This window comes from Pedobacter planticolens, from assembly GCF_014172375.1.
Taxonomy (GTDB): Bacteria; Bacteroidota; Bacteroidia; order Sphingobacteriales; family Sphingobacteriaceae; genus Pedobacter; species Pedobacter planticolens.
Map to the genome: position 1 here is coordinate 1,967,951 of NZ_WNXD01000001.1, position 17,289 is coordinate 1,985,239.

Annotated in this window: 14 protein-coding genes and 1 tRNA gene; 10 read left to right on the plus strand and 5 right to left on the minus strand. The window is 32.9% G+C overall.

Annotation, left to right across the window (positions count from 1 at the left end):
• Positions 1-9: 9 nt before the first annotated feature.
• From GM921_RS08065 to GM921_RS08080, 4 genes are read right to left on the minus strand one after another with little or no spacing between them, the layout of a single operon-like run.
• Positions 10-3,606 carry a BamA/TamA family outer membrane protein gene (locus GM921_RS08065; protein ID WP_182922084.1) on the minus strand — a complete coding sequence of 1,199 codons (3,597 nt, stop codon included), beginning with the start codon at positions 3,604-3,606 and terminating at the stop codon, positions 10-12.
• A gap of 41 nt (positions 3,607-3,647) precedes the next feature.
• Positions 3,648-4,544 (minus strand): SdiA-regulated domain-containing protein, encoded by an 897-nt coding sequence (locus GM921_RS08070; protein WP_235969795.1) that lies wholly within the window; start codon positions 4,542-4,544, stop codon positions 3,648-3,650.
• Positions 4,545-4,550: 6 nt separating this feature from the next.
• Positions 4,551-6,596, minus strand: coding sequence for a polyphosphate kinase 1 (ppk1, locus tag GM921_RS08075; RefSeq protein WP_182922085.1), 2,046 nt, complete (start codon positions 6,594-6,596; stop codon positions 4,551-4,553).
• A gap of 1 nt (position 6,597) precedes the next feature.
• Positions 6,598-7,839, minus strand: coding sequence for a Pycsar system effector family protein (locus tag GM921_RS08080; protein ID WP_182922086.1), 1,242 nt, complete (start codon positions 7,837-7,839; stop codon positions 6,598-6,600).
• Between the two features lie 284 nt (positions 7,840-8,123).
• On the opposite strand from GM921_RS08080, the gene GM921_RS08085 reads away from it, so the two are divergent.
• Both GM921_RS08085 and GM921_RS08090 read left to right on the plus strand, forming a co-directional pair.
• Positions 8,124-10,439, plus strand: a complete 2,316-nt coding sequence (locus GM921_RS08085) for a patatin-like phospholipase family protein (RefSeq protein ID WP_182922087.1) — start codon at positions 8,124-8,126, stop codon at positions 10,437-10,439.
• Positions 10,436-10,963: a hypothetical protein gene (locus GM921_RS08090; RefSeq protein WP_182922088.1), complete on the plus strand. Its 528-nt coding sequence runs from the start codon at positions 10,436-10,438 to the stop codon at positions 10,961-10,963. The genes GM921_RS08085 and GM921_RS08090 overlap by 4 nt, the downstream gene beginning before the upstream one ends.
• Positions 10,964-10,982: 19 nt before the next feature.
• Here GM921_RS08090 and tamL read toward each other — a convergent pair whose 3' ends face one another.
• Entirely contained in the window at positions 10,983-13,400 is a 2,418-nt protein-coding gene (tamL, locus tag GM921_RS08095; protein WP_182922089.1) for a translocation and assembly module lipoprotein TamL, read from the minus strand.
• Here tamL and GM921_RS08100 point away from each other — a divergent pair.
• From GM921_RS08100 to GM921_RS08130, 8 genes are all read left to right on the plus strand, one after another.
• Positions 13,391-14,137, plus strand: coding sequence for a TrmH family RNA methyltransferase (locus tag GM921_RS08100; RefSeq protein WP_182922090.1), 747 nt, complete (start codon positions 13,391-13,393; stop codon positions 14,135-14,137). The genes tamL and GM921_RS08100 overlap by 10 nt on opposite strands.
• A gap of 70 nt (positions 14,138-14,207) precedes the next feature.
• Positions 14,208-14,278, plus strand: a tRNA-Cys gene (locus GM921_RS08105).
• Between the two features lie 39 nt (positions 14,279-14,317).
• Positions 14,318-14,494, plus strand: a complete 177-nt coding sequence (locus GM921_RS08110; RefSeq protein WP_182922091.1) for a spore protein — start codon at positions 14,318-14,320, stop codon at positions 14,492-14,494.
• A gap of 171 nt (positions 14,495-14,665) precedes the next feature.
• Positions 14,666-14,995 (plus strand): ArsR/SmtB family transcription factor, encoded by a 330-nt coding sequence (locus GM921_RS08115; RefSeq protein ID WP_182922092.1) that lies wholly within the window; start codon positions 14,666-14,668, stop codon positions 14,993-14,995.
• 4 nt (positions 14,996-14,999) lie between these two features.
• Positions 15,000-15,434, plus strand: a complete 435-nt coding sequence (locus GM921_RS08120; protein WP_182922093.1) for an SRPBCC family protein — start codon at positions 15,000-15,002, stop codon at positions 15,432-15,434.
• Positions 15,435-15,442: 8 nt separating this feature from the next.
• Positions 15,443-15,568: a DUF7793 family protein gene (locus GM921_RS17635; RefSeq protein ID WP_449415947.1), complete on the plus strand. Its 126-nt coding sequence runs from the start codon at positions 15,443-15,445 to the stop codon at positions 15,566-15,568.
• Between the two features lie 60 nt (positions 15,569-15,628).
• Positions 15,629-16,822: a glycoside hydrolase family 27 protein gene (locus GM921_RS08125; RefSeq protein WP_182922094.1), complete on the plus strand. Its 1,194-nt coding sequence runs from the start codon at positions 15,629-15,631 to the stop codon at positions 16,820-16,822.
• 73 nt (positions 16,823-16,895) lie between these two features.
• Positions 16,896-17,279 (plus strand): hypothetical protein, encoded by a 384-nt coding sequence (locus tag GM921_RS08130; protein ID WP_182922095.1) that lies wholly within the window; start codon positions 16,896-16,898, stop codon positions 17,277-17,279.
• Positions 17,280-17,289: the final 10 nt, after the last annotated feature.

Sequence of the window (17,289 nt, forward strand, 5' to 3'; positions counted from 1 at the left end):
CTTCTCTAATTAATACCTAAAATTCATCGATACGTAAGGATACCATCCTTCGTTCGAGTGCCCCATTATAAAACGAAATATAGTTAGGGATGCAGGAGCAAAATATACACCACCACCAACGCCATGATGCCATGCATCTGATTTTTCGTTAGTAGCCCAAACACGACCAACATCATAAAATCCCATTAGGCCAACCTGACCTGGCAGTACATAACTTACAAAATCGCCAAGTTTGGCTCTAAGTTCTACATTATTATAAAAACTATGTTGTCCGGCAAATCGAAATTGACGGTAGCCTAACAAATTTCCTTGTCCGCCTAAAAATAAATTCTGATAAAATGCTGGTTTACCAACTGTTATTCCTCCGCCAAAACGATCTGCCAATACAAATTTAGCTCTTCCATCTAAATTTTTATATAGTGCAATGCTTGCTGTAAATTGCCCGTAGGAATTAGCGTACTTACTTAAACTTTTAAAAGCCGACCATTTAAAATCTACATAGCTACCTAGCGTAGGCAAAATTTCATTATCGCGTGTATTATTTACAAAGTTAACTACAACACCACCGTACAATTTATCTTGGGCTACTGTGGTGCTATCATAAGAATGGAGTTGGGAGATATTGGTTGTTATTCTTCCTATATTATCATTATTATCGTATTTATAATACTGAAAGCTTGGACCAACACTAAATGTAGATTTCGGTCTACGCCATCTTAATGCGGCTTCTAATTGATAAATATTAAACCTCGCTCTGTAATATATTTTCTCATTAGTATATTTTGTTTCGTTACCAACTCCGAAAAAATTCTGTGTATTATCTGGAGCGTATGCGTCTGCTTTTAACGTAAAATCGGCCTTGCCAAATAGTTTTAGCCAATCTCCATAATAGTTAAACCTAAATGCGGTTGTTGCAAATGAATGTAAAAATGAAATGTGCTGTGAATTCTCGTAAGGCTGTTTTCTAAATCCTGGATTGGTAATTTTATAGTTTAAACCGAGTAATAAACCGTCATCCGTATTAAAACCTGCATTTAATATTAATGAAGATCTGCTGTACATATCTTTACCTAAATAAGAAACATTAGAGGTATCGACAGACATTTTTTTCCTCAACCTATTTTCATCATCACCCTCAAACTTAGAATTACCGTTTTTTCTGCCAAATAATTGAACAGTAGTTGCAGAGTTTGGTACATCGTACACTTTTTTTCCTGCGCCAGCAATTACTCTTAATTTAATGTTTGATGTTTTGTTATTCAGTACTAAACTATCATTTCCATCTTTGGTGTATAAACGGATTTCTTTTGTGATTTCTGGATCAAAATTCCGACTAAAAATCTCTTCTTTTATATTTCCTTCTTTAGAAATTTTATTGATTTGAACTTTTAAATATTGATTAGTAGAATCTGTAATCACAATCTTTTCATTTTTATTACTGGTTTGGATATCAACAATTCTATTAAAGAAATGGTAATATTCGTTCATCAACTTTGGTAAAGTTGCTCTTCTCTCTTTCAGTTGTTTTAAAAATTGATCATGTCGTAAAGAATAGTTAGGTTCTGGCAGTTTTTTTAATGCTTTTTCAAAAACATCATCAGTTAATTTGGCGCAAAAATCTTGTATAATTTTATCCCACTCCACTTCTGTAAACTGCGACATTAATCTACTGTTCATTGCTCTACCTTCCCATAAAAACCAATCTATTTTTTTGATATTTCGTTCATAACCCTGCATCATTGGCAAAAGCGACGAACTTTGTGCGTAACGCTGAATAAATCCATCTGTACTATAAAAAACCATATCACGGTCTCTTGGTATCGCTAAATATTTAACTCCTTTTTCCGTTTTTTCAGGTTTCCACCTCCATTGATCTTCATGGCGATCCCAATCTCCAAGCATTACATCTAACGCTCTAGCTCGCAACAATAATGGACCATCATAGGTATTGTCATTATCATCATCTAGTTTTTTGAACATTTTTGCGGTATTGTCCGAATCACCAAGAGGTTCTCTTTCCTCTAACAAACAAAGTGTATTGGCAAAAATGCCAGAATAGTCACCAAGATTAACATCAGGTGAAACCCAACCAATAATCGGTGTACTATGCGGAATATTTACAGCATCGGCAATTGTGGGCACAATCAACGCACCAAAAGGATGCTGAGCAGACATGTTATCTTTTATAATATCCTTAGCAAATGTTTCTCTAAGCCCTTGCGGTAAAAGAACTTCTGCATTTTTTTCTACACTTCTCAACACCCATTCTTTTCCGTTTTTATCTTTCAACCTGAGCGAATGAGATTGATTACCACCGCCTAACTGTGTTGGCGTTAGCCCTCCTTGTATTTCTGAAATACGCAATACTGGAAATTTGGTTTCTTGCGCATAATCTTTACGGTAATTCTCTCCAAAAAGAAAACGGTGAAACTTACCTACGCTATCATAAGATGGGTGAACTTTTATACTAATACTATCTCCTTTAATTACTTTGTACGCATTTTTTTGAGCAACAACAATTTCTTTAAACGGTTGTGTGTAGCTAAAAACTTTTTTTACACCCGTATCTGCGTAGATATAATACTCATAGCGCATATCATTATTAAGCAATTGGTCTGCAATAACATATCCTTGTCTCATTTCTTGAAACAATGAATTTTTCCCTTTTTTATTAGGCGTCATTTTAGATCCAGCACCACTTATAATTTGCAATTGATCGCTTTTTATGAGCTGTAAACCATGTTCATGACCAGCTACATAAATTACGTTTGGTCTGTTACCAAAAACTCCATTCACACTTTTCATCATATCTTTATACAAAGGATGATTTAAATCTTCTGGACTTAATAAAGTAGAGCGCAACAGCGGATAAACTGAACCAATAATTGGCAAAGGAATAACCAGGTTTTTATTGAGTAGAGTTAATGGTAATAAGTGATTCCGCCACGTAAAATATCCACCATGTGAGCCATAACTTTGAAACGGATGGTGTGAAGCTAAAAGGATGATTTTGTTTTTATTTTGCTCCATCAAATCTTCCATACGAGCAATTACTTCGTCTTTCGTTTGGCAATCGCAATCTGCTGCAGGGTTTGCTTTATTGTATGGAAACAGCCACCATTCACTATCGTAAGCAATAATTGTTAATTTATCAGTTAGTTTAATTGCAACAGGATCTGGGCAACCATTAGCCGGTATTAATTTTAAAAGAGGATCATTAAATGATTCTAAATATTCACTTTGTGCCTGAATTTTAGCTAAACCATTTGGTCCAGATTTATCCCAATCGTGGTTACCAGGAACAAAATAAACCGCAGCACCAGCATCCCGCATAGGTTTAAATTGAGATTGTAAGATTTTACTCGTTTCTGCAAAATCGCCATAACCCGGAATAGCCATCCCGACAGGATAAATATTATCGCCTAAATAAAGTGTAGTAGTTTTTCCTTTAATTACATGCTTGGCCGCATTTTTTAAGGATTCCGCTTGCCCAGCATTCATTTCTCCAGCATCGCCGATTAAAATAACTCGATATTTTACAGAGTCTTGTGCAAATCCCACAACACCTTGAAATAAAAATACAATGAGGAGTAGTTTTTTTAACATATTGATAGTTTGAGCTTTAACAATTCCATTAGTTTACGATTTTAAGGCTTTTTATAATCGAATCTTAAAATATTTCCAACTTGTGTTTCACTTCCTTCATTAGAAATATAAAGGTTTCCAGCTGCATCAAAAGCAATTCCCTCTGGTTGATTAAATATATTTGAGCTTAAATGATATACGTTTTTTATTTTCCAATTCGCATCTGTAACCACTAAAGCTTTATTTATAGATGAAACAATATACCACTCTTTCGTTAATGGATTCATAGCCAGAGCCGATGGATGAAAAGTGCCTTTCTTTTTGCCGGTTAATTTATCTACTTGGCTCACATCTGTACTAAATGTTCCTGTTGATTTGAAAGAACCATCGCTCTGCAACGTTAAAATGTAACCGCTATTTTTTTTGGTGCCTTTATCTACGCCACATTGCTTACATAACACATACACTTGCCCAGTTGTTTCATCGCCAAACATACCTTCGTATTCACCTTTAGGTATTAAATTTTTTGTTTCTATTACGTTTGTAGTTTCTGGTTTTGCCGTTTCGCTTAAGGGAAAAGAGTATAAAGTACCATTGCTTTTTAGCAAAATTGCCCAACCTTTAATAATAGATACATCTTCGTAATCTCCTTTCTTGCCGAATTTGGTTACTTTTTCGTCTTTTGTTCCAAGTGGCAAACTAAATAAACTTCCATCCTCATCCATTTCGGCATACACAATTTTATTATCCCCCTTGTTAAATGCAATTCCGGATATTTCTTGTAAAATATCAGGCATTGGATATTTATGAGGTTTATTTAAATCATAACCTAAAGGACTATCTGGACCTGGACCTTTTTTTTCTACACATGATAATGCTGTAAAACTTGCAATAAATGCAAGCACACTTAGTACTGCTATATAATTTTTGTTCGTTTTGTTTTTTGAATTGTTTACCATCTTATTTTACTGTTTTAACAATTGATAAATACGATATTGAGATTGTTTTGGTTCTTGTTTTGTTACGATTGGAATGTTAATCATTTTGTCATTTAATAACACTGCTTGTACATTATCTTCCAATTGAAGCTTTATCATCGACTTTATTTCCTTTTTTATTGCATCGTCAAAAATTGGAAAGCACACTTCAATTCTTCGATAAATATTCCTATTCATCCAATCTGCAGAACCTAAATAAATTTCTTCATCACCTTGATTATGAAAGACAAATACCCTGCCATGTTCCAAATAACGATCTACAATTCTTATCACCCTAATATTTTCGCTCAATCCTTTTACACCGGGAATCAATCGACAAATGCCTCGAATAATTAAGTCTATTTTTACGCCAGCTTGCGATGCTTCATACAATTTAGCAATTAATACCTTTTCTTCTAAATTATTAAGTTTAATAGTGATGGAGGCTTTTTCTCCTTTCTGCACCTGCAAAATCTCCCTTTGTATTAAAGAAACGAAACCTTGCTGCAAATTAAATTGTGCTACCAATAGGTATTTAAACTTAATTAAATCGGGATTTGTTGGCTTAACTCTTTTCGCCAAAAAAATAAAAAGTAATTCCATTTCTCTCAACATACCTTGATGGGCAGTCATTAAAATATGGTCGGTGTAAAAATTGGCTGTAGTTTCATTAAAGTTTCCAGTGGCAAATAAACCCGAATAAATATGGCGTAAACCTACTTTTCTTTTTACCAATGCAATTTTGGCATGTACTTTTAAGGCGGTTACGCTATAGCTGATATCCACCCCAGCTTCTTTCATTTTTTTTGCCCATTTGATGTTATTGGCCTCATCAAAACGAGCTTTTAATTCGACTAAAACAAATACTTTTTTTCCGTTTTTAGCAGCGCTGATTAACGCATTTACAATTTTAGAATCGTTAGCTACGCGATACAATGTGACATAAATTTCTTCTACTTGAGGATCGGTAGCTGCTTCATTAAAAAATCTTAAAACACTATCATAAGACTGGTATGGCGGATTAATGAGCATATCTTTTTTCAAAATCTGCTCATACAATGACTTCCCTTTTATAATTTCTGGATAGTTTATTTTAGGCCATTCAGCATTGCTCAATTTCGGATTGCTCACAGGAAAAGAAAAGAAGTCTTTTAAATTATGATACCTGCCGCCTTCAACTACGTTTGCATTTTGCAAATTCAGTTTTTTTGCCAGTAATTGCATGGTAGTTTCTGGAACTCCAGGTTGATGCAAAAACCGCGTAGCCAACCCAAAATCACGTTTTTGTAATTGTTTTTCAATTTGGTCTGCCAAGTTGCCAGCATATTCATCTTTCAGATCAATTTCTGCATTTCTTGTAATTTTAAAACTAAAACATCCAGTAATTTCTGCTTCTTTAAAAAGGATAGCCAAATTGTTTCTGATGATATCATCTAAAAACACAATAAAAGTTTCTTCGCCGATGGTAGTTTTATAAAATCGAGGTAAATTATTTGATGGAATATTCAGAATAACTGTTTCTTCTTTTCCGTTATGTATCAGATTAATAAGAAAATATAGCTCATTATTATTAGGGAAAAACGAAGATTTTGCCTCAGCCAAATTTACAGGTTGTAAAAATGCCAAAACCTGACTTAAAAAGTATCGATTTAGGATTGGATTTAATACTTCGGGAGTATCGTTTCCGTAAACAAAGTTGATTTTATTTTCCCGCAGTTGCGGAATAATTGTCGATTTTAAAATTTGCCCATATTCTTGTTGTTGGTTTTGAATAGCTGCGTTTGCTCTTTCTAATAAACCATCTTCTAATTGAATATTGTTCTTTTCCTTTTTGCTCAATTTCGCCAACGCCAATAAAACTGGCATCCTAACGCGATAAAATTCATCTAAATTGGAAGAATAAATGGAAAGAAATTTAATTCGCTCTAATAAAGGCACATTTTCTCTATTCGCTTCTTGCAAAACACGTTCATTAAAAGATAGCCAACTTAAATCTCTATCAAAAAAAACGTTTTCTAGTACAGTTTCGGGCATTTTAAGATAGTTTACCGTAGGCGATATAAGAAATTACGTAGGCTAAAACCGCTGCAATTAAACCGAACATAAAAATATTATAGGCAATTCTTATGAGTTTATATTTACGCCCCAATACCACCCCTTGCGAATACACATCGGTAATTAAAGTGCCATACAAAAACTCATTATCGTTCATCACTCTTATCATTCCTTTAGAATAATCATTTAATGCCATTTTATAAAAATTACCAAAGAAAAGCAGGTTAACTTTTTTGCGATCTAAGTCATTATCAGTAAATAAACCATCTGGAATTGATGGCCGCGTTGCTAAAATTGAAAAAATGATGGTAGATAAACTTACCATCAACAAAATAAATGTTGGAACAATTAAAAAGGCATTATCCTCTAATCTCCTTAACACCAAACTCACAATTAACGATAAAATAATGGAGTTCACCGTAATCAACAATTGCGCTTTATTATCAGCCATATCGCTTAAACGTTGATTATTAGACGAGGTAATTCTAAACATCGTTTCAATACCTTTATCTGGTCTTTTCTTGTCTTTTTTTGTCAACAATTTTTCTTGCTTAAACGGATTTTCATCCTTAACTGGCTTCGTCTCTTTCTTATCGCTTATTGTTAAAACAGTTTCGTCTTCGTCCTCATCTTTTAACTTACTCTTTAATTTTTCAAGGTTTTTTAATTTCTGATCATTCAGTAATAAAATGCAATAATCTGTATGGTATTCGTGAGATTCTAAAAATTCAATATCAGTTTTACGCCATTGCTTTTTGCTAATGTCTTTATCATATAGCAACTCAATTTCTTTATGCATTAGCTTACCTTTTTTCCTGAAATCTTCTGTTCCTAAATGGAAAAGATCTCCATCACAAACAATATTTTCAAGCTGATTAGTAGGTCGTTGTGGCATTTTTGTAGAAAGAATAACCTGCATTACTTCATCTCTAACTGCTGCTGGCACATCTAATTTTTTCAAGAATTCTACCGCTAAATCTGCTCCTTTTTGCTCGTGTGCTAAAGGTGCTTCGAAATAACCCGTATCATGAAACCAAGCGCCAGTGGTTACAATAAAAAAATCTTTATCGTTTAGCTGATAATGATTGGCAATTTGCATAGTTGCCTTTACCACATCCTGAGTGTGGTTTAAATTGTGATAAACCAATTTTTCATCGTGGTGCGTATTGAAATATTCCAACACATATTTTTCCACTTCTAGTTGCAGGTTTTTATAATTCATCTTAGTTTTTTGAACAGTTTAAAACTGATTTGGAATTCTTTTTAGGGATTTTTTATTTCGTAGAACGATAGTTATTTTCTCTTTTGATATAATTACGAAATATAAGGATTTTTATTCATGGCATATCATAAACCCAATAAAATGAAAATTGTTTTACATGAAAAAATTTAGATCGAGCTTGCTGTTTTTACTTCCTATTTTTTAGGTCAGTTTTACGTCTTTTTTAACTTATTACTTCATTATTTTACCCCAATTTCAAAAGAAAACAATATTTTTATAAAGTGATGTATCCTAAAAAGCTATTCATTTTCTTTTTTTTGCTTTTGGTGCTACAGGTAAAAGCCCAAAAAGTAGGCTTAGTTTTAAGCGGTGGTGGAGCCAAAGGTTTAGCGCACATTGGCACGTTAAAAGCGCTCGAAGAAAATAGTATTCCGATAGATTATATTACCGGAACATCAATGGGTGGCATTGTCGGTGCAATGTATGCCGCAGGTTATTCTCCTTCGCAAATAGAAAAAATCGCCTTAAGTTCAGATTTTCAGGATTGGGTAAGTGGAAAATACAAGAGTGATTATAGCTTCTATTTTCAGAAAAATAGTGCAAATGCATCTGTTTTAACTGCAAAATTATCCATTGATACCAGTTTAAGGCTCAATTTTAGATCTAATTTGGTAAATGATATTCCACTCAATTTTGCTTTATTAGAATTGTTTTCACAGGCTTCTGCTATTTCAAAAGACAATTTCGATCAACTTTTTGTGCCATATCGTTGTATGGTTTCTGATGTTTTATCCCAAAAAAGCATTACTGTTAGCAAAGGAAGTTTAGCCGAGGCTGTTCGAGCAACCATGACCGTTCCCTTAGTTTATCGACCAATAAAATTGGATGGAAAATACGTTTTTGATGGTGGCTTATATAATAATTTTCCAGCAGATATTATGAAAAATGAGTTTAAACCAGGTTTCATAATTGGCGCTAATGTTTCTTCGAAAACCTTTAATGAATATCCAAAAAACGATGACAGATTGATGAACAGGTTTTTGGTGTATATGTTTCTTTCCAAATCAGATTCGACTTTAGTTGGCGAAAATGGAGTTTATATACAGCCAGATTTGGTCGATTATAGCACTACTAACTTTACACCTGTTGAAGAATTAATTAAACGCGGTTATGAGGCTACAATGGCCGATATGGATAAAATCAAAAGTTCGGTTGCCAGACGAGTTACGGCACAAGAATTATTAGCCAAAAGAGCAAAATTTAATCAACGTAAACCCGATTTAGTATTTAGTAATGTAACGGTTTCTGGCGTTAATTCTCAACAAAAAAAATATATAGAACGGCTTTTTAAAAGCGATCAAGCAACCTTTAACCTTGCAGATATTAAAAGAGGATATTATAAATTAGTAGCTGATGAAACTTTTGAAACTGTTTATCCAAAAATTTCTTATCACCCAGAAACAGATAGTTATAATTTCGAAATTGTAGCTAGACCTAAAAAAAGTTTTAAAATAGATTTTGGTGGCAACATTTCCTCCAGACCAATTAGTAATGTTTATTTAGGCTTGCAATACAATTACTTAAATCGCAAGGCGTATACATTCGGAACAAATTTTTATTCGGGTAGATTTTACGAGTCGGTTCAGTTAAGTGGACGAGTAGATTATCCATCTGGATTGCCATTGTTTTTAGGTGCAGAGCTAACTTATAACCACTGGAATTATTATAACACCAGTCAAATTTTTATCGAAAACCCGCATCCAACTTATATTGAACAAGCCGATAGAAAAATTGATTTAAAATTAGGAATGCCCTTAAATCGCAATGCGAGAATTACATTAAGTGCTGCTTTTATTAATAACAGCGATAGATATAGCCCTACAAACACCTTCACCGTTGGAGATATTTTAGATAGAACCATTTTTAATGGATTAAAAACCAGTTTGTTATTTGAACAGAACTCACTTAATCGAAAACAATATGCTGATAGAGGTCATAGTTTGTTCTTTAGCGTAAATTTTTTAACTGGTAAAGAAAATTATACTCCAGGTAATGTTTTTGGTACGTATAGCTCGTTTGTTAAGAATACGGTTTTGAAACGCACATTTAGAGAATGGGGAAGTATTAAATTAAGCGATGAGAATTATTTCTTCCATACCAAAAATTATACTTTAGGTTATTTAGCTGAAGGTGTAATTTCTAGTCAGCCTTTATATTTTGATTATTATGCAACCTTATTAGCCGCAACAGCTTTTTATCCTTTGCAGGATAGTAAATCTCTTTTCTTGAAAAACTTTAGAGCAACAAGTTATCTTGCTGGCGGATTAAAAAATGTTTTCAATATTAAACGGAATTTTGATTTCCGATTAGAAGGTTATTTATTTTTACCTTACAAAGAATTTGAACAAAATGGAGTGCAAGGTGTTCAATATGCAAAAGCATTTAGTAAGTGGCATTATGCGGGTACGGCGGGCTTAGTTTACCATACTCCGGTAGGGCCAGTAAGTTTAAGTTATAATTTATACGATGATCCTGTGAAAAGGAACGGCGTTTTACTACATTTAGGCTATCTAATTTATAATAAACGATCTTTAGAATGAAACACATAATTATATTTTTTTTACTGTTTTTAGGCGGTAAAAGTTTTGCTCAAAATGCTGATATCAATAATTTTTTGGTAAAGGAAAGTTTGTTAAAAAACAGCAAGTTGGCCATAATAGCTGCTGATTCTTTAGATAATCCGTTGGAGAAAATAAATGGAACTTACACGTTTAGTATTAGTGGTTTTACACAATCTATGACTTTTAATGATGGTGTTGCGATATTACCTTTACCAATAGATAAATCAACTTTTGTTTATATTAAACACCAAAACGATAGCGGTACGCATAGTAAATTGCTATACGTTTACAAAAAAGATGGCAATCTTAATCCTTTTACAATTAGCCGTATATTTCTGATTATAATTCCGTTAATAATTATAATTCTTGCTTTTGCCTTTAAGAAATTCATTTATATAGCCATTATACTGCTGTTAATTTTCATGTATTTCAGTTACAGTAATGGCTTAAATATTTCTACATTTTTCGAAACTACTTTCGATTATTTGAGAAATTTAGTGTAGAAGAGAAAGTTTAATTTTCTTAGAAAGGCATTCCGATACCAAAATTATATTGCATAAAACGGTAACGATCTGGATTATGAGTGAGGTAATAATTGTTTTTAAAATCACTAGCGCCATTTAAAAATTTACTAATTACCCATTGTTCCGAACCTTTAAACTGAGGATCCTTCACTTTTAGTCCTAAATCAAATCTGAAAACGAAGAATTGCACATCGTATCTAAAACCCATACCTGCACCAATGGCAATTTGTTTGCCTAATTCTTTAATTTTAAAATACGTTTCTGGCTGAGGATTGCCTGCCGAGATATTCCAAACATTACCCATATCTATAAAAGTTGCACCTTTTAATTTTCCTCCAAACAGTTTACTAATCAGCATATATCTGTACTCCAAATTGGCCTCTATACGCATTTGCCCAAGCTGATCTATACCATAAGAAGAGTTTCTGGCCTCCACACTCGTAATTACTTCTCTATTATAATTACCCGGCCCTAAAGTTCTTGCTTGCCAAGCACGTACACCGCTCGAACCTCCTGCATAAAATAATTTCTCGAAAGGAATAGCAATTGAATTTCCATAGGCATAACCAACTCCCCCATTTATTCTGGCAATAAATTGTTTATCACCCCCTAATTTTTTGTACCAACGGATATCCACTTCTGGTCTAACATATTGGTTAAATGGCAATCCGAATATTGTTGCATAATCCCCATTTTTTGGATCGTGCTTATTACCAGAAATACTAGACGCTAATTGTAAAAGGTTACCAGCAAGATCAATATTACCCTTAAAATAGATAAAAGACCTATTTTCTAATAGTTTATCAGCATTTAAAGAATAAGCATATTTAACTCCAAGTGTAAAATCTTTACGTCCAAGTAATTTAATGTTATAAGAGTTTTTTTCGAAAATTTCTTTATTGCTATTGTACTTATCTATATCACTTTTATCCAATGTATCTATTAAAACACTACCAAAACGATACTCGAAATTAAGCGGTGTAAGTGAGTGTAATTTTGATTTTGTTTCTACCCAATCGTAACTAATAGAGTTAATAAATATTCTACGTACAGTAATATCTTTCTGTAATGCATACAAATAACTTGAAGAAAATGTAGTGTATGGCATTCCATTTTTACCCATCATGGGGATGGCAAATGGCACCATTAATCGTGGTACGGTTAAGCTAGCACTCACAGAAAAATCTCGTTGATAAATATCTCTAAATATTGATTGACCACTTCCAATTCTAGATTGTAATCCACCCTTAACTTGAAATTGAAATTTTTCAGCTCCTCTTAAAAAATTATTGTTTGTGTAGGTATTACTTAATGTAAATCCGACTGTACCGCTATTAAATGGAATCTCGCCCTCAATACGATTACTCATTCTTTTTTGTGGAATAAGCATAATAACCGGCTCAACTTTGTTGCTACTATCTTTTGCTTTTGTGTAATCTATTTTAACGTTTTTAAATACGTTAAGCTCATATAATCGATCATACGTTAAAGTTTCTTTTCTAATATCATATATTTCGCCTTCTCTAATAAAATCGTAGCGAGTAATTGGATTTCTTCTAAATCTTTTCGAAAGATCAGTATATCGGATACCTCTAAAAGATCTATCGTTTAATTTTAATGAATCTGTAAAACCATCAGAATTTGGCGCAATAATAATATTCGTTTCGCCAATGGTATATACTTTATGTTTTAAACTGCTATCAATTGGATTATCAATAATCAGTTTTACGCTTACTTTGCTATTATTCTGATTTGAATCCGGTGCATATCTAACATATGGTCTAACAAAATCGTAATACCCATTTTGGCGCATTACTTGATAAATTTGTTCGCGTTCATAACTCAGCGAATCTTCATCGTACTGCATTCCTTCCCTTAAATGAGTAAATGATTTTTTATTTGATAGATAAAGTGTTTTTATTGTCGAATCAGGAATTTCATAGCTGATTTTATTTACAAAAAAAGCTGGCCCTTGTTCTGCAACAAATCTTAGTTTAGCCTTCTTATCTTTTACTTCAATTTCAGATTTTACTTTGGCCATAAAAAAGCCTTTACTTTTTAAGTATTTTTCTATCTGAACTCGAGAAATCTCGACTAAATTACTATCTAAAATTGGTGGTGGAGAACCTAATGGTTTTATATTACTAGTTTTGTATTTACCATTTTTAGTATTAAAAATATTGTAGATACCAATATTAATTCCTAATCCTTCTGAGGCTCTAATATCCTTTTGCACATAATTATAAGCTTGTTCTTCAAAGGCTTTATCAATGCTATCTATTTTTACTTTTTTAACAATAGATTGATAACTTTCAATATATTTTGTTGAAGAACATCCTGCTATAAAAACAAGAATAAATAGTAATATTGTAAGAATTTGTACCTGCTGCTTATAGTTATACTTGTATGCTTTCAAAATCTCAAATCAGTTTTATAAAATCTCTACATCAAAAAAAGTACCGCAAAGAAAGTGGAATATTTATTATTGAAGGTATAAAATCTATCACAGAATTCATAAACTCAAGCTATCAATTACATAGCATTTATTACACCCCTACGTACTTCCCCTCATTACCCAAACACACCGCAAATATAAAGTTATTTGAAGTAAACAACGCCGAATTAGAGAAGATTAGTACTTTACAAACTCCTCAAGGAATTTTAGCGTTAGTTCATATTCCTGTTAAACAAAAATTAGATCTTAAAAGTTTGCGCAATCGTTTTTCTTTAGTGTTGGATGATGTTCAAGATCCAGGAAACTTCGGTACAATTATCCGTATAGCAGATTGGTTCGGAATAAAAAATGTAATCTGTTCTGAAAATACAGTCGAAGCGTATAACCCCAAAACAGTACAATCAACAATGGGTTCTTTATGTCGCATAAATGTAATCTATACAAACCTTACCACTTTTTTAGCTGAAACAAAACTTCCAATTTTTGGCGCATTATTAAATGGAAATAATATTTATACAACCAATTGGGGCAAAGAAGGGTTAATTTTATTAGGAAATGAAGGGCATGGAATTAGCGAAGCTTTGATAGAAAAAATTACAATTCCAGTTACAATTCCACGTATTGGCAAGGCCGAATCGTTAAATGTGGCTGTTTCTGCCGCTATATTTTGTAGCGAATTAAGCAGAGGTAATAAATAAATTGAAATTTTAAGCTTTGAGCTTTGTATCCTAACATATAATTGTTATTTTTGCAACCTTGAATTTAAAAGGTCGAGTGGCCGAGTGGCTAGGCAGAGGTCTGCAAAACCTTGTACAGCGGTTCGAATCCGCTCTCGACCTCAGATTTTATATTAATTAAAGAAAATAAAGCTCATTATCATGGCAGTAACAAGATTAAAAAGAAAAGACAGATATAATAAAAACGTTTCTCGTTTAGAAGTTAAAACGTTGAAATTAGCTACTAATCTAGAATTAGGAAGCCGTTCTAAACAATCTAAAACTGATCAGTTGGCTAAAAACAACGCTGTATTAGCTCAATTAGAAGCTAAAGCGTAGTCAATTTCTTTCTTTTAACGTATTAAAAAGCATCTCAGATTTATTTTTGGGATGCTTTTTTGTGCGCCATATTTTGACATCAACTCCCCTATTTTCTTCTTTCAAAATAAATTTAAAATAAATTTGCGTAAGTAAATACTTACTTATAAATTTGTAAGCAAACACTTACATATGAGAAGAGATGTATTTCAGGCAATCGCTGATCCAACAAGGAGAGAAATCATAAACTTAATTGCGTTTCAATCGTTAAACTTAAATGCAATTGCAGAAAATTTTGAGATGAGTAGACCTGCGATCTCTCAGCATATTAAAATTTTAACAGAATGTGGCCTTGTCTCTATTAAAAAAGAAGGCAGAGAACGATTTTGTGAGGTTAAATTTCAAAAACTAAAAGAAGTTTCCCAATGGATTGAACAATATAGTTCATTCTGGAATAATAAACTAGATGCGCTCGAAATTTATTTATCAGCTAATAAAACTAAAGTAGAACCTAAAAAATAATAGTATGAAATCAGAAAATGTTGTAGTTGAAAGAACATACAATGCTCCTATTGATAAAGTTTGGAGTGCAATCACAGATGTGAACGAAATGAGAAACTGGTATTTCAAATTAGAAGATTTTAAACCTAAGGTTGGTTTTAAATTTGATTTTCTTGGTGGACCAGAAGAAGGCGTTCAGTATTTACATTTATGTGAAGTGACCGAAGTTGTGGAGGGTAAAAAAATAACTTACAGCTGGCGATATGATAATTATCCAGGTAATTCATTTGTAACTTGGGAATTATTTGACAAAGGAGATCAGACTCTATTAAGATTAACTCATACTGGTTTAGAAACTTTTGCAGGTTTAGGAGCTGAATTTGAAAAAACTAGCTTCAACGGTGGTTGGACTTACTTTGTACACACTGCATTAAAAGGTTATTTAGAACCAGAAAGCTAAATCAATTAATGGTTTCGAAACTAAGTTTATTTAAATTTATCGAATATTTTATTAGTGTCAAAAAACCACCCCTTCCAATAAAAAGTTTTACCAATGATGAAAAAGCGAAAGAATGGCTTAGAGGATTTATTTAAAATAATGGACTAAATTATTACTATAGCGTATGCATCAATATCAATAGGTAAATTCATTTTATGAAAGCATATTTAAAATTTTTAATATTAGTTAGTGTATTAATCCTACAAAACAAATCACTTTCTGCACAATTAAATTCATTAGCTCCTTCTCCAACTCCACCCATGGGCTGGATGAGCTGGTATACCTTTATTGATCACATCAATGAAAAACAAATTATGGAAGTTGCCGATGCAATGGTAAGTAGCGGACTTCGTGATGCGGGTTATAATTTAATTCAATTGGATGATGGTTGGATGGCAAAAGAAAGAGATAAAGAAGGCAGACAATATGCAGATAAGGTTAGGTTTCCGAATGGAATAAAATATTTAGCAAATTATTTACATCAAAAAGGGCTGAAACTTGGCATTTATTCTTCCAATGGTAGCCTTACCTGTGCAGGTTATCCTGGAAGCTATAATCATGAAGAAATTGATGCAAAAACGTATGCCGAATGGGGAGTTGATTATTTGAAATATGATGCCTGTGGCAAAAAAGAAGGGCATCCGGATCAGGAATTGAACATGAGGATGATTAATGCCATAAAAAAAACGGGCAGGCCAATGCTTTATGCAGTTTGTGTTTTTGGCAGCAATGAAACTCACCTCTGGGCTAGTAAAGTGGCTACAATGTGGCGTACTGGTGGTGATATTGTGCAACATATAGAAAGAAACCCAATTGTGACTTATAAACTATGGTACACTAATTTACAGCAAGTTATAGGGAAAGAGGCATATGCTGGAAATGGTCATTGGAACGATCCAGATAATTTAATAATTGGTTATCCGCGAAACAATGAACAAACCATAGAAGAGCAAAAAGCACAATTTAGTTTTTGGAGTTTAATTGCTGCTCCCCTTTTGCTGAGTGTAGACGTAAGGGCAATGGATCCAAAAATCAAAGCGATCATTATGAACAAGGAGGTTATTGCAATTAATCAAGATAAAGCTGGCGTACAAGGCAGTAGATTAATTAATGATGACGACCATGAGATTTGGGTCAAGAAATTAAATGATGGCTCAAAAGCTGTTATTCTATTTAACAAAAAAGATGTAGAAGCTGAAATCAGGCTTAACTTAAAAGACATTAATGAGAAGGGAAAGGTAAAAGTCAGGGATTTATGGACGAAGCAAAATAAAACAATAACGAGCTCACTAACATCCAAAGTAGCTCCACATGGTGTTGTAATGTTTAAAATTAATTCGTTTAAATAAGTTTTGTAACCTTTCCAATTTTCACTTACTCTATGTTAATAGAAATCTAACTATTAACATTAAAAAAAGAGAAATGGAAATTATCAATTTAAATCAGGAGATTAAACCAACATTCAATTTATTAAAATTCACATTCGGAATCGTTCCTATTGTGGCAGGGCTAGATAAATTCACCAATATATTAACTAATTGGGAGCAATATATTAATCCAAGTCTCGGAGGAATGATTCCATTATCTGCACATTCATTTATGATGATTGTAGGTATTATAGAAATTTTAGCCGGCATTATCGTTTTACTAAAACCTGCAATTGGCGGCTTAATCGTTGCTGCATGGTTAACTTTAATTGCTTTAACTTTATTAGCTAGCGGTCACTATTTAGATGTTGCAGTTAGAGATTTAGTGATGGCTATTGGCGCATTTTCGATGACAAGAATTGCTAAATTAATTTCATAACTAATTACAA

Coding starts and splice junctions, on each gene's coding strand:
- GM921_RS08120 (WP_182922093.1), top strand. CDS start 15,000: ATGAAATCAGAAAATGTTGTAGTTGAAAGAACATACAATGCTCCTATT.
- GM921_RS08065 (WP_182922084.1), bottom strand. CDS start 3,606: ATGTTAAAAAAACTACTCCTCATTGTATTTTTATTTCAAGGTGTTGTG.
- GM921_RS08080 (WP_182922086.1), bottom strand. CDS start 7,839: ATGAATTATAAAAACCTGCAACTAGAAGTGGAAAAATATGTGTTGGAA.
- GM921_RS08115 (WP_182922092.1), top strand. CDS start 14,666: ATGAGAAGAGATGTATTTCAGGCAATCGCTGATCCAACAAGGAGAGAA.
- ppk1 (WP_182922085.1), bottom strand. CDS start 6,596: ATGCCCGAAACTGTACTAGAAAACGTTTTTTTTGATAGAGATTTAAGT.
- GM921_RS08130 (WP_182922095.1), top strand. CDS start 16,896: ATGGAAATTATCAATTTAAATCAGGAGATTAAACCAACATTCAATTTA.
- GM921_RS17635 (WP_449415947.1), top strand. CDS start 15,443: ATGGTTTCGAAACTAAGTTTATTTAAATTTATCGAATATTTTATTAGT.
- GM921_RS08125 (WP_182922094.1), top strand. CDS start 15,629: ATGAAAGCATATTTAAAATTTTTAATATTAGTTAGTGTATTAATCCTA.
- GM921_RS08085 (WP_182922087.1), top strand. CDS start 8,124: ATGTATCCTAAAAAGCTATTCATTTTCTTTTTTTTGCTTTTGGTGCTA.
- GM921_RS08070 (WP_235969795.1), bottom strand. CDS start 4,544: ATGGTAAACAATTCAAAAAACAAAACGAACAAAAATTATATAGCAGTA.
- GM921_RS08100 (WP_182922090.1), top strand. CDS start 13,391: ATGCTTTCAAAATCTCAAATCAGTTTTATAAAATCTCTACATCAAAAA.
- GM921_RS08090 (WP_182922088.1), top strand. CDS start 10,436: ATGAAACACATAATTATATTTTTTTTACTGTTTTTAGGCGGTAAAAGT.
- GM921_RS08110 (WP_182922091.1), top strand. CDS start 14,318: ATGGCAGTAACAAGATTAAAAAGAAAAGACAGATATAATAAAAACGTT.